The organism is Herpetosiphon sp., from assembly GCF_003512625.1.
Lineage (GTDB): Bacteria > Chloroflexota > Chloroflexia > Chloroflexales > Herpetosiphonaceae > Herpetosiphon > Herpetosiphon aurantiacus.
Genome location: NZ_DOPT01000069.1, coordinates 1 through 20,243, shown reverse-complemented (window position 1 = coordinate 20,243; position 20,243 = coordinate 1). Strand labels below are relative to the sequence as shown.

At 50.4% G+C, this 20,243-nt stretch carries 16 protein-coding genes; 13 read left to right on the top strand and 3 right to left on the bottom strand.

Translation table 11 applies throughout. The features are described 5' to 3' along the window. Positions 1 to 416 precede the first annotated feature (416 nt). Positions 417 to 1,340: a lytic polysaccharide monooxygenase auxiliary activity family 9 protein gene (locus tag DEF47_RS15045; RefSeq protein WP_012190187.1), complete on the top strand. Its 924-nt coding sequence runs from the start codon at positions 417 to 419 to the stop codon at positions 1,338 to 1,340. Positions 1,341 to 1,387: 47 nt separating this feature from the next. Here DEF47_RS15045 and DEF47_RS15040 read toward each other — a convergent pair whose 3' ends face one another. Then, on the bottom strand, positions 1,388 to 2,380 hold the full coding sequence (locus DEF47_RS15040; RefSeq protein ID WP_012190188.1) for an SMP-30/gluconolactonase/LRE family protein: 993 nt from the start codon (positions 2,378 to 2,380) through the stop codon (positions 1,388 to 1,390). A gap of 81 nt (positions 2,381 to 2,461) precedes the next feature. On the opposite strand from DEF47_RS15040, the gene DEF47_RS15035 reads away from it, so the two are divergent. The 5 genes from DEF47_RS15035 to aroF all read left to right on the top strand — a co-directional run bounded on the left by DEF47_RS15035 (position 2,462) and on the right by aroF (position 6,827). Continuing rightward, the gene (locus tag DEF47_RS15035; RefSeq protein WP_287045214.1) at positions 2,462 to 3,328 is read left to right on the top strand and encodes a helix-turn-helix transcriptional regulator; all 867 of its coding nucleotides are present in this window, start codon (positions 2,462 to 2,464) and stop codon (positions 3,326 to 3,328) included. Positions 3,329 to 3,398: 70 nt separating this feature from the next. After that, complete coding sequence (locus DEF47_RS15030; RefSeq protein ID WP_012190190.1) at positions 3,399 to 4,373, top strand: MBL fold metallo-hydrolase; 975 nt, start codon at positions 3,399 to 3,401, stop codon at positions 4,371 to 4,373. A gap of 30 nt (positions 4,374 to 4,403) precedes the next feature. Beyond that, complete coding sequence (locus DEF47_RS15025; protein WP_012190191.1) at positions 4,404 to 5,090, top strand: LppX_LprAFG lipoprotein; 687 nt, start codon at positions 4,404 to 4,406, stop codon at positions 5,088 to 5,090. Positions 5,091 to 5,213: 123 nt separating this feature from the next. Beyond that, on the top strand, positions 5,214 to 5,660 hold the full coding sequence (locus DEF47_RS15020; RefSeq protein WP_287045213.1) for a hypothetical protein: 447 nt from the start codon (positions 5,214 to 5,216) through the stop codon (positions 5,658 to 5,660). A 123-nt stretch (positions 5,661 to 5,783) separates the two neighbouring features. Further along, positions 5,784 to 6,827 (top strand): 3-deoxy-7-phosphoheptulonate synthase, encoded by a 1,044-nt coding sequence (gene aroF / locus DEF47_RS15015; RefSeq protein WP_041304515.1) that lies wholly within the window; start codon positions 5,784 to 5,786, stop codon positions 6,825 to 6,827. 101 nt (positions 6,828 to 6,928) lie between these two features. On the opposite strand, the gene DEF47_RS15010 is transcribed toward aroF, so the two are convergent. Then, entirely contained in the window at positions 6,929 to 7,654 is a 726-nt protein-coding gene (locus DEF47_RS15010; RefSeq protein WP_012190194.1) for an SDR family oxidoreductase, read from the bottom strand. A gap of 77 nt (positions 7,655 to 7,731) precedes the next feature. Then, on the bottom strand, positions 7,732 to 8,322 hold the full coding sequence (locus DEF47_RS15005) for a Crp/Fnr family transcriptional regulator (protein WP_012190195.1): 591 nt from the start codon (positions 8,320 to 8,322) through the stop codon (positions 7,732 to 7,734). 434 nt (positions 8,323 to 8,756) lie between these two features. On the opposite strand from DEF47_RS15005, the gene mfd reads away from it, so the two are divergent. From mfd to ybeY, 7 genes are all read left to right on the top strand, one after another. Continuing rightward, a complete protein-coding gene (mfd, locus tag DEF47_RS15000; protein WP_012190196.1) occupies positions 8,757 to 12,380 on the top strand; it encodes a transcription-repair coupling factor in 3,624 nt (1,207 codons plus the stop codon). Positions 12,381 to 12,685: 305 nt separating this feature from the next. Beyond that, positions 12,686 to 14,539 carry a peptide ABC transporter substrate-binding protein gene (locus DEF47_RS14995; RefSeq protein WP_012190197.1) on the top strand — a complete coding sequence of 618 codons (1,854 nt, stop codon included), beginning with the start codon at positions 12,686 to 12,688 and terminating at the stop codon, positions 14,537 to 14,539. 496 nt (positions 14,540 to 15,035) lie between these two features. Then, positions 15,036 to 16,277, top strand: coding sequence for a metallophosphoesterase (locus tag DEF47_RS14990; protein ID WP_012190198.1), 1,242 nt, complete (start codon positions 15,036 to 15,038; stop codon positions 16,275 to 16,277). Positions 16,278 to 16,403: 126 nt separating this feature from the next. Beyond that, positions 16,404 to 16,601 (top strand): 30S ribosomal protein S21, encoded by a 198-nt coding sequence (gene rpsU / locus DEF47_RS14985; RefSeq protein ID WP_012190199.1) that lies wholly within the window; start codon positions 16,404 to 16,406, stop codon positions 16,599 to 16,601. 108 nt (positions 16,602 to 16,709) lie between these two features. Continuing rightward, a complete protein-coding gene (locus DEF47_RS14980; RefSeq protein ID WP_012190200.1) occupies positions 16,710 to 17,156 on the top strand; it encodes a GatB/YqeY domain-containing protein in 447 nt (148 codons plus the stop codon). Between the two features lie 3 nt (positions 17,157 to 17,159). After that, on the top strand, positions 17,160 to 19,313 hold the full coding sequence (locus tag DEF47_RS14975) for an HD family phosphohydrolase (protein ID WP_012190201.1): 2,154 nt from the start codon (positions 17,160 to 17,162) through the stop codon (positions 19,311 to 19,313). Between the two features lie 28 nt (positions 19,314 to 19,341). Continuing rightward, entirely contained in the window at positions 19,342 to 19,866 is a 525-nt protein-coding gene (gene ybeY, locus DEF47_RS14970) for an rRNA maturation RNase YbeY (RefSeq protein ID WP_012190202.1), read from the top strand. Positions 19,867 to 20,243: the final 377 nt, after the last annotated feature.

The window sequence follows — 20,243 nt, the reverse complement described above, 5'->3', positions numbered from 1 at the left end:
CATTTGGGATCGGTTTCAATCTAGGATGGAGATTGCTCAGCTAGCAGTCGCAGCAAAAGTCTTTGAATTGCAACAACTATTTGAGATCGTTCCCAAATTATTGAAGAAAATATTAAATGATTTTTACAACTCTGTCAATGCTCTAGCACTAAAATAGTTAAATCATGCTATAGCCAATATTGGTATAGATCGTTAAACCAAGATGATCGATTAGGGGCTTTTGCAACATATTTCTTAAAAATCATTGACTTTTACTTAAGGAATCTTTATAATTCCAGTGAAATTATAAAGAGCGTATTAAATGTTACTACGATCAAGCCTTTACGCTTTTGTCCGCCAGCGTTGGTTGTGTTGAACTGGAAAACCCATAACGCGGAGCCACGCCGCTCCGAACCTAGTACGAGGGGGACAATCCAATGGTACAACGCCGTATCTTTAGTTTAACCGTCGGTTGTTGGTCGGCATTATTGCTGGTTTTGGCAATTAGCAGCCAAGTTAACGCTCACGGAGCGATGCAAACGCCAGTCAGTCGGACATATGCATGTTTTCTTGAAGGCCCAGAAACTCCTGATACCGCCGCTTGTCGCGCAGCAATTGATATCGGAGGCACGCAGCCACTCTACGATTGGAATGAAGTTAATATTGGTAATGCTGCGGGTCAGCATCGTTCGTTAATTCCCGATGGCAAATTGTGTAGTGCAGGCCGCGCCAAGTATGCCGGCTTTGATCTAGCTCGCGCCGATTGGCCCGCCACACCATTAACATCTGGCAGTTCGATGAGTTTTCTCTATCGGGCGACCGCACCGCACCCTGGTTCGTTCGAGTTTTATATTACTCGCGACGGTTATAGCCCGACCCAAGCCCTCAAATGGTCGGATCTTGAGGCCACGCCCTTTTTGAAGGTCACCAATCCGCAATTAGTTAATGGCTCATATGTGATCAATGCCCGCATTCCTAACAACAAAACTGGCCGCCATTTGATCTATTCAATTTGGCAGCGCTCGGATAGTGCCGAAGCCTTTTACACCTGCTCGGATGTGACCTTTGGCGGCACCAACCCAACCAGCGTGCCAACCGCCACACCACGGCCAAGCGCAGTGCCAACCGCAACCGTGCCACCAACCGGCACACCAATTGCCACCGCCACACCGCGCCCAACCAACGTACCAACTGCCACGCCAACCAATCCAACTACTCAAGCTTGGCAACCCTATACCAGCTATGCCACTGGCGCAGGCGTAGCTTATGCAGGCAACACCTACATCTGTCGCCAAGGCCATACCTCGCTGCCAGGTTGGGAACCCTCAGCAGTGCCAGCGTTATGGCAATTGATCAATTAAATGAATCAAAGCCCCGCAGATCTGGCTGAAGCTGCGGGGCTTTAAATTTAGTCAGCTAACGGCCATAATACCACTTGGTTGGTCATAATCAGCGGCATCAATAGAACTTTACGTTGATGGTCAAGATTAATATCGGCGGGAGCGCCAGTTGGGCCATGGTAAATAATGCGTTCGCTGCCATCAGCCATTAATTGATGAATATTGGCGGTTTGCCACGATGAAACCAACAAACTTTGATCAGCTAACACTACCAAGCCATCGTGTTGGCTAGCGCTAGCCTTGCGATAAGGCTGCAATATACCATCAGCAGTCAGTTCAAAAATCTCAACCGCAGTATCGTAGCGGCAAACCAACAGCGTACCATCAGCAGTCATAGCCAAGCCATTAGGATTACCATCGGCAAGTTTGACCGCCAGCGAAACATTACCAGCAGGGTCAATTTGATAGATCGCCGCCGTACCAGTGCTGCCAAACGCCTCGTTAATTCCCATGTCGCTGACAAACACCGTTCCATCATCACGCGCCACAAGATCATTTAAGAAGCTGCTACCGCTAATTGCAATTGTGCCTTTGACCTCGCCCGAAACTGCATCGAACAAGCGCACGCTATCCAGATCGGCCACATACAGGGTATTATTGGCAATCGCCATGCCTTTGGGGGCATTCAATTCGACCTCAGCACTCGCGCCATCGATCCATTTGGCTTGATTAAGCGTGCCATCGGGGTTAATTTGCGCAATATAGCCGTTATCATCGCGGCCAAATGGTGTACCATTAATATTTGAAACCAGATACAGATCGCTAAGCTGATTGTGTAACATGCCTTCTGGTTGGGCAAAACCTTCGCTCAAGGTAATGGGGGCAGTAATTGCGGCAATTGGGGCGGTTGTTGGCTCAAGCGTGGGGGCAACCGTTGCAGTTGCTTCAGCTTGGCTAACGCTAGTTGTGCTTGGTGCGATCGTTGCAGTCGGGGCGACGGTGCTCCCACAACTCGTTAAACTCACACCGATAATCAGCATTAATAGATAGATCCGAGCCATTGGAGCATTCCTTTCCTGAATAATGATCACAGCAGAATGCTACCAAGCCACGGCTTCGCTAGTAAGACATGGAAATATCCTATGACAAAAACTCCTAGCCTCGTGCCAACCAAGCCAAATCAGATTCAGCGCCGTCGTTTGCTGACCGATTTTCTGCGTGCTCGGCGTGCCCGCATTTCGCCGGAAAGTGTTGGTTTGCCTAATGGCCAACGCCGCCGCACCCCTGGCTTACGCCGCGAAGAGGTCGCTTTGTTGGCGGGAGTCAGTGTTAGTTGGTACACTTGGTTTGAGCAAGGCCGCGAAATTCAAGTTTCCAGCGCGGTTTTAGATAGTTTGGTGCGGGTGTTGCAACTTGATGGCTATGAACGTGAACATTTGTATGTTTTAGCCCGTGATAGTGTTAATCCCTTGCCTTGGCTCTGTCATGAAATCGATTCAGGCACCCAATTGATGCTCGACATGCTCGATCCGGCTCCAGCTTATGTGATTAGCCCATGTTGCACGGTGGTGGCGTGGAACCAAGCAGCACAGCTCGTTTTTGGTGATTGGCAAGCCAAAAGTATGCGCGAACGCAACTTGCTTTGGATGACGTTTAGCCAGCCGGGCGCTCGTTTATTTTTTGCTGATTGGGTTGGCGAAACTCAGCGCGTGCTAGCATTTTTTCGCGCCAACAGCACCAAATATATTGGTCACCCAATTTTGCAAGAATTAATCAACGATTTGATGGCAATCAGCCCTGAATTTTGCCAATTATGGGCGCAACACGATGTTGGCGGCATCACGATTGAGCGCAAAGAGCTACGCCATTGGGATTTAGGCAGCTTGGTGTTTCACCCCAAAGTTCTGCAAATTCACAATAGCGATCAGCAACAGCTAGTGGTCTATCTGCCGTTGGATGAGGCACAAACTCGCGAGAAACTTGAACAAGCTCTGACCACGACGATCTAACATTCTGCTAACATGGAAGCAGCGAAAAGTAGCGCATAATACTACTACGTTGTTGTATCGAGATAGCCACATGTTTGAACCAATCACCACTGATCTTTATCGGGTGCCAATTCCTGTGCCGTTGCCACTCAAATATGTCAATTGCTATTTGCTCAAAGCTGATCATGGCTGGGTCGTGATCGATACGGGCATGCGCTATGCCCAAGCCGAGCAAACGTGGCAAGCAACCTTTGAGCAATTGGGGATTGCATGGTCACAGATTAAGCAAATTATTGTGACCCACTATCATCCTGACCATTATGGCATGGCGGGCTGGATGGCCGAGCGCAGTGGAGCCAGCGTTTGGATGTCGCCAATTGAAATTCAAAGCGTGCAACGCGCTTGGTATCAACCATTGCCCGATGCTGCTGATCATTTGGCCGATTTTTTCGAACTGCATGGCATGCCCAACGATCTCAATCGCCAAATTTGGCAACATACCATGGATGCAAGCCAATATGTCGATCCCAAGCCGCTGCTCCAAACACTCGATATGACCCAACCTTTGCAGCTTGGGCAACGCTCGTGGCAACTCTTGCACGCACCTGGCCACGCCGATGGTCAACTCTGTTTATACGATGCCGCCGATCAATTGTTGATTGTGGCTGACCATGTGTTAGCCGATATTACGCCCAACATCAGCCTTTGGCCCGAAGCCAAACGCGACCCATTGGCCGATTATTTGGCATCATTAAACGAATTTGCGGCGCTCGATGTACGCTTGGCCTTGGCGGGGCATCGCAAGCCAATTATGGCCTTTCGTGAACGTTGCCATGAAATTGCGCAACATCATGATCAGCGGCTTGATTTGATGCAGCAATACGCTAGCACAGGCAAAACCGCCTTTGAAGTCTGCGAATTTGCCTTTGGCGTAACCACCCTTTCAGCCCATCAATTACGCTTCGCAATCACCGAAACCTTGGCGCATCTGGTTTATTTGGAGGGTCAAGGGCGTTTGCAGCGCGAACAACGGGCTAGACAGATTATCTTTCTTGATCAACACTAACGCCGATTCGCAACGTTTTTTGGAGGGTGTATGCGCTGGTGGAAAAAACTTGGCTTATTGGTGGTAGCAATGGCCTTGGTGGCCTGTGGCAACGCCGATGTCGATGCAGCAAAAGTGGCGAGCGAAGGTGCAACCGCCTTTGAAAGCGTCAACAATTTTCACTTTAAACTAACGGTCAGCGAAGGCGAAGCCGCGCCTTTGGGCGATATTATCATCATCGATGCTGATGGCGATAGCATTCGCCCTGATAAAATTCAAGCTAAAATCAAGGCCAAATTGGCAGGTGCACCAATCGCCGTCAATATCAACGGCATCATCATCGGAGCCGATGCCTGGATCACGCCGAATCCGTTCAACCCAACCGCCTTCGAAAAGTTGGAAGATACTGGTGGGCTTGAAACATTTTCGCCAGCCAAGGGTATTAGTGATGTGCTGCGCGGCCTGAAAACCCCAACGTTTGTCGAAGAGGCAGAAATCGACGGCACGGCAACCTATCATATCAGCGGCGAAGTTGATGCTCAAAGCGTCTCAGCGCTGACTGGTGGAGTCGCCGAGGCTGGTACAATTAAGCTCGATCTGTGGATTGGCAAAGACGACAAATTATTACGTCAATTGGTTGCGGTTGGCCGCTTGGTCAGCACCGAAAAAGAAACCATCAAGCGCACCTTGATTGTTTCGAAATTCAACCAAACGCTCACAATCGAGCCACCACAATAGTTTTCCGTAGGCTGGTTCGTTATGTCGAACCACGATGCTATGGATAGACCAAACACTGTAATCGCGAGGTATCCAAACATGCTTGATCAACCATTAAACGATATATTTACAGGGTGGGCTGCTATGACTGAACACAATAGCGATCTAGTGGCTGATCGTTTTGGCATGCCACGCGCTGAACTCGACGAATTAGTCCATGGCTCGGTGGCACATTTGGCACAAACCCATTACTATCATTATTTAGCACGGCCAAAGCCTCAGTTTGATGATGATAGCGACGAAAACACCGCTGCCCAAAGCAAACCCCGCCATGTCGTGCTGTTTCGCACGCCCGATGATGCACTATCGTTCGCCCAACGTATTCGCATTGGCGAAACACCACGGGTACGCCAAATTAGTCGTGAGAATATGATTTGGCATATGCTCAACGATGAAGCGATTGTGCGGGTGATTTTCTTTGAGCAACCACTCGAAGAATTGCCAACTGGCCTAAATTTGCAAACTTTGGCCGATTTGCCTGGCGCAATTGCAATCGAACGCAACGATGTTTTGACCTCGCGCCAAATTTGACCCTTACCTATCTGGGTGTTAGAATCCCGATAGGCGGAATATTAACTAGTAATGCTGATACCAAGAGCTACGATAAATTCGTAGCTCTTTATCTATGTTATGCATTACCCAATGCGAGGTTGTATGTTAGTTGTCATGGACGCACACGCTACACCTGAGGATATTCAAGCTGTTTGTACAGTGATCGAGGACATGGGTTTGCAGGCCAATACCATGCCCGGCCCAACCCGCACGGCGATCGGGATTACCGGCAATAAAGGGGCAATTGCCGAAGCTGCGCGGCTTAAATTGATGCCTGGCGTGCGCGATGTGATTCGCGTCACCGCACCCTATAAATTAGTCAGCCGCGAGTATCGCGAAGCCGACACGATTATTGAAATTAATGGCGTGCAAATTGGTGGCCCTTCGCTGGTGGTGATGGCTGGACCATGCTCAGTCGAAGGCCGCAAACAATTGCTCACTACTGCCGAGGCGGTCAAAGCTGCGGGAGCTACAATTTTGCGTGGTGGAGCTTTCAAGCCCCGCACCTCGCCCTATAGTTTCCAAGGCATGGGCGAAGATGGGCTGAAACTATTGGCCGAAGCGCGTGAACTCACTGGCATGCCCGTCATCACCGAAGTGATGGATACCGAGCAAGTTGATTTGGTCGCCGAATACGCCGATATTTTGCAGCTTGGCGCACGCAATATGCAAAATTTTGCCTTGCTCAAGCGGGTTGGCCGTACTCGTCGCCCAGTTATGCTCAAGCGCGGCCTCTCTTCAACCGTCAAAGATTGGCTGCTTTCCGCCGAATATATTATGGCCGAAGGCAACCAAGCAGTGATTTTGTGTGAACGCGGCATCCGCACCTTCGACGACCACTCACGCGGCACGTTCGATTTGAGCGTGGTTCCGGTATTGCGCGAATTGACCCACTTGCCGATTATTGTCGATCCTAGCCATGCAACTGGCCGCTGGCAGAGTATTTTGCCAATGGCTCGCGCTGGTATCGCCTCGGGTGCTGATGGCTTGATGATCGAAGTACATCCGAACCCTGCCGAAGCGTGGTCGGATGGCGAGCAATCGCTCTTGCCCGAACGCTTCGTCGAATTGATGGAGCAGGTCGAACGGATTGCCGACGCCATGGATCGACCAATCCAAGGCCGCACCAAAGCAGCCACAGTTTAGATCCCTCGCCCTCAACCCCTCACACACTGCGGTGGACGAGGGGAGCCACAGAATTAAAAGCCCCTCTCCCGTTCGACGGGAGAGGGGTTGGGGTGAGGGCATTACCGCCCATAGCGCATCAAACGATCGGCCACGCTTGGCACAAAGCGCTGCAATTGAATTAACAGCTTGACCTTGCCAATTGCCAATTGATACTTATCGCGGCTAAAACCCCGCCAAAACTCCTCAACCAAAGCTTCGGGGCTGATTTTGCCCTTACCACGGCCAGCAGTCATCGCCGTATCGACCAATGGCGGAATAATCTCAAACACCCGCACCCGCGTTTGCTCTAATTGCCAGCGCAGCGCCTTGGTAAAAATATGAATTCCAGCTTTAGTCGCGCAATAAATCGGTGCTTGTTGCTTGGGAACCAAGGCCAAGCCCGATGAAACATTGATAATCGCCGCTTCTGGTTGCTGTTGCAGCGTCGGCAAAAAGCGCTGAATCAAATCAATCGGCGCAGTTAAATTAATCGCAATTTCTTGGTCACGCTCAACCTGGGCATATTGCTGCTCGACCAAATCGCCATGATATTGCACCCCAGCATTGTTAATTAAAATTGAGATATTGGAAACTTGCTCGGCCAAGCGTTGGCGCTCGCTAGCTTGAGCTAAATCAGCTTGAATTGTCGTGATCGCTGGCTGAGTTGCCTTGAGTTCGGCCAATTTGTGGGCATCGCGGCCAACCGCAATCACGTGGTTGCCTGCTTGAGCAAAACGCAAGGCTAAGGCTCGGCCAATCCCGGCTGCGCCGCCCGTAATTAAAACTGTATGACCTGTGGTTTGCATTGAAGGTACCTCGCTAGATAAATTTAATTTCCTGCGCTTACTCTAGCAGGTAGCGGCTTGCCACGCATTATCATAGGTTAATCGTCACGCAATTGGCGACGAATGCGGCTCAAACTAACGGGGGTAATTCCTAAATACGAGGCTATGTGATATTGCTTGATCACGCCTGCCACGCCTGCGAAATCGAGCAAAAAGCGCTGATAGCGGGTAGTTGCATCATCGAGCAACAGGCTACTTTCGCGCTGTTCTTTTTTGATAAACAAGCCTTCAGCCACCCGCCGCAACAAGCGATCCCAACAAGGGTGTTGGGCGGTCAGGGCAGCAAAATCAGCATAATTGGCAACTAAATAATGGCTTGGCAACAGGGTTTCGATTGTAAATTGGCATGGTTCGTTCAGCAACAAAGCCCGATAACCACCAATTAAATCGCCAGGCAGACAAAACGATTTTGTCCATTCCTCGCCATCGCCAGTTAAGTAGTAGAAGCGCAGCAAGCCATCGACCAAAAAGCCAACTTGATTCGTCGTCTCACCAGCATGCAGCCAAATCTGCTCAGCCTCAAGAAAACGCGGCTTGAACAACTTCAAACAAGCCTGCATTTGCTCAGGCGGAATTGGCGCAAGCTGCTGAAAATTGCGCTGCATTAATCCATAGCTATCAATCGCCATTATTCAACTCCAATCGATTTTCGCTTTTTTAACCACGAAGAATACGAAGATAGAAATTATTTATTGTAGCCACGAATTATGTTTCTGATTCCAAACCGTATTTTCATCCCTCATAATTCATCCCTCATCCTTCTGTTCTCTGCATCCCTAACCTCTAGCTGTAATGGTTCATTCGGTTGGCAACCATGGTTCATGCCCTCACCCCCAGCCCCTCTCCCACGGCGGCGGGCGAGGGGAGCACTGTTGGAGTGGTTCCCCCTCGCCTCGCGTGCGGGAGAGGGGGTCAGGGGGTGAGGGAACGCTGGCGGTTGTTAATGCGATAAACCCCTGACCCCTAGCACCTGACCTCTACTTAATTTGCTAGCAAATATGTTTGATTTAAGCTAATTAAGGTACAATAGCAATATTTGAATTGTTTAAAGCGGTGGCGCACAATGACAGATCATGTTGATACGTTGCTAGCAGATATTCAGGCGCTCTTTGCCAGCGAGCCGCAGCTTAAAGCAGCCTTAGCAGCAGCCCAACCCAATACAACCCGCACAATCACGCCTGTACCAAGTGCAGCACGCCGCGTCGTCGCCGCCATCGCGACCCGGCAACATCGGAGCAGTTTGTTGATTGCTGCTACACCTGATGCCGCAGTACGCATGCACGCCGACCTAACCGCATGGCTCGGCGAGAACGTCATGCTCTTTCCACCGACCGATACGCTGCCCTACGAGCATATGTCGGCGGATATTGGGATTGTAGCGCAACGTTTGGCAGTGCTCGGGCGCTTGCATGCTAGCGAACCGATCTGCGTAGTCGCTTCGGTCAAAGCCTTGATGCAACCCACCATGACCCCTGAAGAATTTCAGTTTGCCACGCGCTTGTTGCGCCAAGGCGACCAGCATGATCCACGCAAGTTGCTCGCTCACTGGGTCAGTTTGGGCTATCGGGTTGGCCCAACCGCCGAACAACCAGGCGATCTCAGCCAGCGCGGCGGGATTATCGATATTTTTCCGCCAACCAGCGATCGCCCAATTCGGCTCGAATTTTGGGATGATCAGCTCGAAAGTTTGCGTATTTACGACCCAATCTCGCAGCGCTCAGATAAACGGGTGCGCCAAATTCAAATCAGCCCAGCCCATGAAATTCCGTTTTGGCGACGAACCGAGGCGATCAAACGGATCGAGCAGTTGCAAATTGCCAGCTTGCGCCGCGAAGTACAGCACGAATGGGCCACCGCCCGCGAACATCTTGAAACAGGCCAGCGCTTTGAAGGGCGGGCCTTTTATGCCCCGTTTTTTCGCACGCCCCACGAAGCAGCCGAGGCTGGGCTATGGCAACATTTGCCAGCCTCAGCAATCATCCTGCTTTCCGAAGAGCATGAATTGAATGCCCAAGGCATTGAATTGCAAAGCCATGCCGATTTGGTGCGCAGCACTCAAATTGAAAATAATGAATTACCGCCCGATTTTCCGTTTCCATTAATCGCTTGGACGTTTATTCGGCGGTCGATTCAACGCTGGAGTTGCCTCAACCTCAGCAATCAGCCCATCGCCGATGATCAAAACGATAGCTTTGTGCATGAAATTAATACATTTAGCCAAGCTGCATCCTATGGCGGCCAAACTGATCGGCTGTTTGAGGATCTGCGCGAACGCTTGGTTGGTGGCGAACGAGTGGTGTTGATTTCACCACAGGCTAGTCGGCTGCGCGAATTGGCTAGCCAACACAATTTAGCCCTAATTGGCGAAGAAGACGGCCCCGATGTTGACGATCCGCCATTTCAAAGCGGCACGATCATCATTCGCCATGGCAATTTATCAGGTGGGTTTAGCAGCGATCCATTGCGCTTAACGATTTTAAGCGATAGTGAGATTTTTGGCTGGCAGCAACGCCGAGCACTTTCAACTCGTGCCCGCAAACAGCGCACCGAAAGCGATCGCACGGCCTTTTTGCAATCGCTCAAAGTTGGCGATTATGTGGTGCATATCGAGCATGGCATCGCTCAATACGAGGGTTTATCACGGATCGAGGCTAGCGGCGCTGAACGCGAGTTTTTGGTGCTGCGCTACGCTTCGGGCGATAAATTATATGTGCCGGTCGATCAGGTCGATCGGGTATCACGCTATATCGGCGCAGGCGAAGGCAAGCCAACCCTCACCCGTTTGGGCACCTCAGATTGGGAGCGTGCCAAGCGCAAAGTGCGGGCCGATGTTGAAGAACTCGCGACTGAATTGCTCGATTTATACGCAGCTCGTCAGTTAGTCGAGGGCTTTGCCTATAGCAGCGACACCTCGTGGCAACGCGAACTCGAAGATAGTTTTCCCTATACCGAGACCGACGATCAACTGCGGGCAATCGAAGAAGTCAAAAGCGACATGGAAAATACCCGCCCAATGGATCGGCTGATCTGTGGCGATGTGGGCTTTGGCAAAACTGAAGTTGCCTTACGCGCCGCCTTCAAAGCGGTGCAAGATGGCCGCCAAGTTGCGGTGCTGGTACCAACCACCGTCCTAGCCCAACAACATTTTGAAACCTTCTCGCGGCGCATGCAAATGTTTCCGGTACGGATCGAAATGCTTTCACGCTTTCGCTCAGCATCACAGCAAAAATCAATCACCGAACGGATCGTCAAGGGCGAAATTGATATTGTGGTTGGCACGCATCGGATTTTATCCAGCGATATTCATTTTAAGCAACTCGGCTTGGTGATTATCGACGAAGAACAACGCTTCGGCGTTAAAGATAAAGAGCGACTTAAAAAATTGCGCCATGAAATTGATGTGCTGACATTAACTGCCACGCCGATTCCGCGCACAATGCACATGGCTTTGTCGGGTATTCGCGATTTAAGCGTGATCGACACACCGCCCGACGATCGCATGCCAATCAAAACCTATGTGCAGCCCTACAACGAAATGTTGGTACGCGATGCGATTTTGCGCGAATTAGGGCGTAATGGTCAAGCCTATTTTGTGCATAATCGGGTGCAATCAATTTATACTGTCGCCAATCGGCTGCAAAAACTCGTGCCCGAAGCCCGAATCGGGGTTGGCCATGGCCAAATGCCCGAAAAAGCGCTCGAAAAAGTTATTTTGCAATTTTTCGAAGGCTTGTTTGATGTGTTTGTGTGTACGACGATTATCGAAAGCGGCATCGACGTGCCCAGCGCCAACACCATGATTATTGATGATGCAACAACCTATGGACTAGCCCAACTCTATCAATTGCGGGGGCGAGTTGGTCGCTCAACCCAGCGCGGTTATGCCTATATGTTCTACAACCCCACCAAAGCCATGGGCGAAGAAGCGCAAAAGCGGCTTGAGGCGATTCAAGAGGCCACCGAACTTGGGGCAGGCTTTCGCATCGCCATGCGCGACCTAGAAATTCGTGGCACTGGCAATTTGCTTGGAGCTGAACAATCGGGCAATATCACCACGATTGGCTTTGATCTCTACTCGCGCTTGCTTTCGCAGGCAGTCGAGCGCGTGCGTGAAGAACGCAAACGCGGCCAACAGCAAAAATCTGGCGAACAAAAAGCCCAACGCGCTCGTGCAGTCGAGGCCTTGCGCCGAGCAGCAGTGGTTTCAGCTCGCAGCAGTTTTAGCGGCGATGCCGATGATCCAGTCTTGCCCGATGCGATGGTCAGCATTGATCTGCCGATTAATGCCTACTTGCCGCAAAATTATGTTGACGATGAACCGCTGCGTTTGCGCGTCTATCAACATATTGCCGAAGCACGTTCAACCCGCGATATTCGTATGTTGCGCCAAGAATTAGAAGATCGCTTTGGACCTGTGCCAGAGCCAGCCGCCCGCCTGCTCGATTTGCTGACAATCAAAGTTTTAGCCTTACAAGCTGGCGTTATTTCGATCATTTCTGATGATAATGAAATTACTGTGCGCTTGCCCAAGAGCGTCTATCTTGATCGCGAGCAACTTCAGCGCGAATCACCACGTGGCGTAGTAATTGGCCCGCAATTGGCGCGGCTTGATCGGCGGGTATTGCGCGATGATTGGGAAGTTGTGTTGCGGCAGTTGCTCGAAGCACTCAACAAAATTGGCAATTAATCGGATTATGTACGATCGATATGCTTAATTGCGCATACTTTTTAATCAAATTTTGAGCTTTATCGCCATAAATATCACAGAAACCGCATATTTGCATAAAACCATGGGATCTGCTATAGTTTGAGTGAATGCACCGTCTTGAGCTTGCACAACCAACGTGCATTCACGGCGAGGTAGCAATACCCAGCCACAACAAAACAGGCCACAGCGAAAAAAAGCGAGGCGTGCGTTCCGGGAAGACGCAGGCGCAGCTTTTTTCGTTTTTAGTTGGCAGATTTTTGGATACAGGAAAGAGGATTCCAGTCATGTTCGAACGAAGCAAACGCTTAGCCGCCATCGTGCTTACTGGCGCGATTTTGGCAGCATGCGGTAGCGGCACCAGCACCACACAACCAACCACTGGCAGCAGCGAGGCAACCGCCGTCGTTGAGCCAGGTACTGATACTGGGTCGCAACCCAGCAGCGATGGCATTGTAATCATTGGGATGAGCCAATCGCCAGACACCTTATTTGGGATGGAATCGCAATCGAGCGCCACCACCCAAGTGTTAAACTCAGTGCAACCAGCCTGTGTAACGACCCTCAGCTACGATTATCAACCAGTCTGTTTCGCTGAATTGCCCACCTTTGAAAATGGCGGCGCAGTCGAAGAAATGGTAACAGTTGATCAAAGCTATACCGGCCCATTCGTGATCGAGAATGAACTGATCACTGATACCAGCGTTTTGACTGGGCCAATCGAATTGCCCCAAGTTAAAGTGACATGGAAGTTGATCGATGGCATTACTTGGGAAGATGGCACACCAGTAACCGCCGATGACTTTTTGTTTGCTGCTGAATTGTATGCTAACCCAGGCACCAAAGTCGCCAGCCGCTTCACCATCGAGCACACCGCCAAATACGAAAAAGTTGATGATCAAACTTTCTCATGGTATGGCGTGCCAGGCTATCAAGATTCAACCTATTTCTTGAACTACGCAGGTGGCGCACTTGGCCCTGAACCCAAGCATGTGCTCGGCAGCGTCGATGCAGCAACCATCGGCGGTAGCGATTATTCCAGCAAACCGTTAGCTTATGGCCCGTACAAAATTGACGAATATGTGCCGCAAGAACGGGTGACAATGAGTGCTAATCCACATTATTGGGGAGCAAAGCAAGGCCTACCCAAAATTAGCAATGTAATCTATAAATTCGTCACCAGCGAAGATCAAATTTTGCAACAATTGCAATCAGGCGAAATCGATGTCGTTGGCCAAATTGGCTTATCGCTAGCTCAAGCGCCATCACTTGATGAATTGCAAGCAGGCGCTGAATTCGATATTCAATATGTGCCAGCCACGGTTTGGGAACATATTGACTTTGCTGTTGAGCGCGGCGATGGCGTTGCAACCCCATTTGCTGATGCCAAAGTGCGTCAAGCAGTCGCCTATGCAATCAACCGCCAAGAAATCATCGATCAGATCTTGTTTGGTAAAACCGTCGCAATGAACAGCTTCATGCCCGATGATCACTGGGCCTATCCCAGCGATGCCAGCGTGATCAACTCTTATGCCTTTGATCCCAGCAAAGCGATTCAATTGCTGAATGAAGCTGGTTGGGTTGCTGGCGATGATGGCATTTTGGTCAAAGATGGCGAACCATTCAAGGTTGAATTCTTCACCACCGAAGGCAACGATACCCGTCAAGCAGTCGCCCAATTGGTGCAAGAATACTTGCGCGATGTCGGGATCGACGTTGAATTAAAGTTTGTCGCTGGCACTGATGTGCTGTTCAAAAATGGCTCGGAAGGTATTTTGGCAGGTCGCCGCTACGATATGGCATTGTATGCTTGGGTCAGTGGCCCTGAGCCATCAACGCCGTTGTATCTGTGCAGCCAAGTGCCAACAGCAGCCAATGGCTACGCTGGCCAAAACAACACTGGCTACTGCAACCCCGATTACGATAAAGTAGCGCTCGAAAGCCAAAGCATCATCGAACGGGCTGGCCGCTTGCCATTGCTTAGCCAAGCCCAACAAATCTTCAACCGCGATTTGCCAACCTTGCCGTTATATCAACGGATCAACGTTGGGGCTGCCCGCAAAACAATCAGCGGCTTCAAGCTCGATCCAACCAGCCAACAAGATTTCTACAACATCGAAACCTGGGAATTAGCCCAATAACGTTTTGATCCGTTAACCACGAAGAGCACGAAGGATCAGCTTTCGTGCTCTTTACGATTAATGACCCATGAAGGACACGAAGAGCACAAAGGCTTTAATTGTTTAGCCACAGATTCCCACAGATGTGAATGATTCATCTGTTCTATGCTCTATGTGTAATGGTTCATTGGATTAACAACCAATTGTCACCGTCCCCTCACCCCCTTCCCCTCGCCCACTGCGGCGGGCGAGGGGAGCACGGCTAGAGCGGTTCCTCCTCGCCTCACGTGCGGGAGAGGGGGCTAGGGGGTGAGGGCATGCTGGCCGTGTTAATACTATAAACCATTACATCTATGTTCTTTGTTCTACAACGCCTGCCCCTCTGTGCCTTTGATTTTTGCCTTCTGCCTTTTGACCTGTTAACAATTGCTCATCAAATGCTTACACCGTACTTGCAATTTCTTTAACCAATTCAAGGTAGCCTATGGGTATCGATCATATGAGGAGACTCATCGGCATGGCAGCAATTAATCCTTGGGCAAAACGTCTATATCAGACTGGTCGCTGGGCCAGCAACGTCGTTATTTGGCTGGTACTATGGATCAGTTGTGTGGCGATCATCTTTTTGATGATTCGCTATTTCAGCGGCGCAGAATGGCTAAGCAATCTGCAAGGCTCAGCCCATTTTGTCGCCGAATTTGGCATGCGCCTGTTGATGGCTGCGCCATTTACCCTCTGGCTTTTGTTGATGCTGCGACCAATTCGCACCCGTCGCTGGGTCGTCAGCCACATACTCAAATTGACTCAACGCTTGCGCCGCCAGCCCAAGCCCCAACTTGAGCCAGCCATTGATCAGCTAGATCGAGAAGTTCAACCTACAACCAACCCAACTATGAGCGCAAAACCGCTCAGTCGCCGTCGATTTTTGGTTGAATCAGGACTGGTTGGTGGTGTGGTCGGTTATGCAATGTTGATCGAGCCATATCAGATTCAGGTCCGCGAAGTTAATTTGCCAATCGCCAATTTGCCCGAACGTTTTCGCGGCATGCGCATCGCCCAAATGAGCGATTTGCATATCAATGCCTACACCACCAGCGCCGATTTGGCCCGCGCTGTGGCCCAAATCAACCAGCTCAACCCTGATATGGTGCTGCTCACTGGCGATTTTGTCGATTGGGATGCACGCTTTGCTGATGCCGCCACCGAGCCATTCCGCCAGCTGCGTGCACCCGAAGGTATTTATTCGGTGCTTGGCAACCACGATTACTACAGTGGCAAGATCGATATAATCAAACAAGCCATCCAACGCCACGATTTAGGTTTGTTGGTCAATCAGCATACCATTTTGCGCCGTGGCGCTGATCAATTGGTCTTGGTAGGTTTTGATGATCCACGGCATAATCGTAGCGGCGGGCCACGGCTCAGCCCTGAGAGCATCAATCCTGAAGCGGCCTTGAAGGGTACGCCGAAAAATGTTGCCCGCCTAGCAATGGTGCATAATCCAGTAATTGTGCCGCATTTTGTCGCCAATTATCAGCTTGATGTGATTCTATCGGGGCATACCCATGGCGGCCAATTCCAAGTGCCAATTCTCACCGACCAGCTGGTGGGCAATGCTGAATATTTTGTGCGCGGCCATTACGATTTGGGTAAATCACAGGTTTATGTCAACAGTGGTTTTGGTTTTACCGGGCCGCCCTTGCGATTTCGCTCGGCTCCAGAAATTACATTAATTAATTTAGTTAATGCCAAAGCCTAGTCCGACTCAGGGCTGAGGCCGCGCAGGGCCAACGACTGAGCGCAATCTGTGTTTTTGCTGTATAATAGCCATTACGTGTCAATTTTTATGGTTGTACGAAACGCCAAATAAAGGGGGTGAATTCTAGTGGCAAGCATTTCGGTAGATTCAAATGAATCAATCGACAAAGCACTGCGCCGTTTTAACAAGGCCGTGCAAGCTGACGGCATTTTGACGGAAGCCCGTCGCCGTGAGCATTATGAAAAGCCTAGCGTTAAACGCAAGCGCAAGGAAGCTGCTCGTCTGCGTAAGTTGCAAAAGATGGCTCGTGAAGCCAACAACTAAGCAATTCGCATGACGCACCCCAAATCGCCGCAGCTTGTGGATACCCCACACTGTGGCGATTTTTATGTATCATGAGAGTTGCAGATTTATTAAAGAAGAGGTTTAACTATGTCGATTCAACAACAATTGCAAGAAGATATGAAAAATGCCATGCGCAATAAAGAGCAACAACGGCTCGATACAATTCGCATGATGCTCGCATCGCTCAAAAACGCGCAGATTGACCTTCGGCGCGAGCTTGATGAAGTTGAAGCAGTTGGGGTAATTCAAAAAGAAGCCAAGCGTCGCCGCGATGCCATGGCCGAATATACCAAAGCTAATCGCCCTGACCTCGCTGCTAGTGAAGAAGTCGAATTGGTGATGATTGAGGCCTATTTGCCAACCATGCTCAGTGCTGATCAATTGCGCCCTGAAATTGCCGCAATTATTGCCGAGCTTGGCGCAACCAGCATCGCCGATCTTTCCAAAGTAATGCCTGCAGCGATGCAACGCTTCAAAGGCAAAGCTGAAGGCCGAGTTATTAACGAGGTTGTGCGCTCATTACTTAGTGCCTAAGCCATGATAGTTCGTTCATATCGCTTAAAAACCTTGCTACGTTCGTTCATCGAGCATCACCACCATTTGGTGTTGGTGCTCTTTGGGGCCGTGCTCACGCTAATTTTGACCTTGATTTTTACGTGGCGCTCGGCGATCAACCAAGATATTATGGTTGGTCGTCCCAGCCCACGCACAATCAACGCCGACCGCGATTTGACCTTTGAAAGCCCCTTGCTGACTGAGGCCAAACGCCGTGAAGCCGCCAACGATCCCCGCAACTTGGTCTATAACGAAGATACTCAAATTCATGGTCAACAGCGTGAACAGCTGCAAGCAACCTACAGCGTGATTAACTCGGTTCGCGAAAATCCCAGCCTCAACCTCGATCAACAACGCGGGCAACTGACTGAATTGCCTTCGCTGCCGCTCTCCGATACCCTCGCCATCACCATTCTTGAAGCTGATGACGATACCTGGCAACGGATCAAAGATCAAACCAATGCCTTGTATGATCGAACGCTGCGCGAAAATAATTATTCAATTGATGAAACCACCCTCGCCGAAATTAAAGTGCGCTATTTGCCTTACAACTTGCCCAGCAGTTTAAAGCCCGATCAACGAGCGGTTGTGCTGTATTTGGTCGAACAAACCCTGCATGTTAATCGCACCCTGAATCAAGAGGAAACTGAGCGCCGCCAACAAACAGCCCGCAATGCTGTCCAATCGGTCTCAAAAGATGTCGTCAATGGCCAAAATATTGTGCGCCAAGGCGATACGGTTTCAGCAGAACAATACGAAACCTTGATCAAAATGGGTCTGATCACGCCTGAATTAGGCTTTGATGGCTTTATGGGGCGCTTCTTGCTAGCGCTCTTAGTGGCGTTGGCCTTATGTACAGCACTTTATATCGATCAACATAATCTTTTGACATGGCCACGGGCATTGCTGGTCATCTTGATTTTGATGGTTATTCCGATTTTGTCTGGGCGCATTTTCCTCAACACATGGCTGAATTTCCCTGAAACGTTTGCTTTGGCGGTGATTGCGATTCCGTTGGCAGCGCTATTTAACAACAATTTGGCCTTAGTTATTTCAGCCTTAGTTTCGATTGTGATGATGTTTTTGGGCGAAGGCGCACTCCAAGTTGGCATGATCAGCTTTGCCGGAGCCTTGTGTGGCATCTACGCAATTCGTCGCGCCGACCGGGCCATGGCCTTTATTATGGCTGGCGTTTGGATTGCGCTGGGAGTATTCGCCACCGCCATGATTTGGCGTTTGATTCAGCCCCAAGGCGTAACCTGGCAACAAACTATGTTCACCTTGATTTTTAGCATGCTCAACGGTGGCATCACGGCCATGATGTCGTTGACCTTGCATAACGTGCTTGGGCGGATCGCTGGCATCGTTACGCCAATGCAATTATTGGAGTTGGCCCACCCCAACCAGCCGCTGCTGCGCCGCTTGATGCAAGAAGCTCCAGGCACTTATCATCACTCAGTCGTTGTCAGCAATTTGGCCGAACAGGCTGCTGAACGGATCGGCGCTGATACCTTGCTAACCCGCGTGGGAGCCTACTATCACGATATTGGCAAAATGCTGCGGCCATTCTTCTTCACCGATAATCAATACGATCGCTCAAATGTCCACGATAACCTTGATCCGCAAACCAGCGCCAAATTAATCGCCGATCACGTGATTGAGGGAGCTAAAATTGCGCGGCAGCATAAGCTGCCTGAGCAAATTGTTAATTTCATCGTTGAGCATCACGGCACCGATGTGATTCGCTATTTCTATCAGCAAGCCTTACAAGCCCAAGATAGCGTTGATATCAACGATTATCGCTACCCTGGACCCAAGCCACAATCCAAGGAAACAGCGATTTTGATGCTAGCCGATGGAGTTGAGGCCACTGTGCGCTCCAAGGAGCAAGCGGGCATGCTCGTGGCTGAGCGTCACGATGACGATGATCAACAAGCACCCAAAGGTTGCCAAAGCATTGCCCAAGTGGTCAACCAAAGCATCGATATGCGCCTTGCCAGCGGCCAGCTTGATCAATGCCCGCTCACCCAAAAAGATCTCAACACAATTCGCCAATCGTTTGTCAAAACGCTCCAAGGGATCTATCATCCACGGGTTGAGTATCCCAAATTGATGCGGGAACCGCAAAATAAATAACCATCTACCAACAAGGAATTTGCGCGGTATGTTAGAACTAACAGCCCATATTGAAGTTGTGCCCACCGATCTTGCGCTCGATACCAGTTTATTAGAGCAAGTCGTGGCCCAAGTGCTCGCCGATGAAGGCCAAACTGGCACATGGGAAATTGGCATTCGCATCACCAACGATCAAGAATTGCATGAACTCAATCGCCAATATCGTGGCGTTGATCGGCCAACCGATGTGCTTTCGTTTGGCGAATACGAAGATGATGACGATGATTTTATCGTGCCCGACGGCGTGTACGATGATGATGAATTCGATGACCCTGAGGCTGATGAAGCGGCCTATCTCGGCGATTTGGCAATTTCGTATGAGCGGGTGCTGGCTCAAGCCCAAGAATATGCCCATTCAAGCCGCCGCGAATTATGCTATTTGGTAGCTCACGGTACATTGCACTTGCTCGGCTACGATCACGAAACCGACGAGGAGCGCGAAGATATGCGCCAACGCGAAGAAAAAGCCCTCAGCACGCTTGGCATCACCCGCGAAGCCGAGCCGTTTGTTTAGGGGCGAGGGATCAGGGTCTAGAAATTGATCCACAAAGGGCAGGGAGATCGAAACCGCGAAGCACACGAAGGTCGCGAAGGTTAAGTTTTTAGCCACAGATTCCACAGATTTATGTGATTATCCTGCTATGCCCAATACCTGACCCCTAGCCCCTGATCCCCAGTCCCTATGTTTATGCTCTATGTGTAATGGTTCATGAGGTTGACACCCATGATTCATGCCCTCACCCCAATCCCTCTCCCACGGCGGCGGGCGAGGGGCGCACTCCTGGAGCGGTTCCCCCCTCGCCTCGCGGGCGGGAGAGGGGGTCAGCTTTCAAGGGTAGGTTTTAACCGTTTTCCGGTTTGAACCACCAATCCCGTGGTTCATCGCTGGAT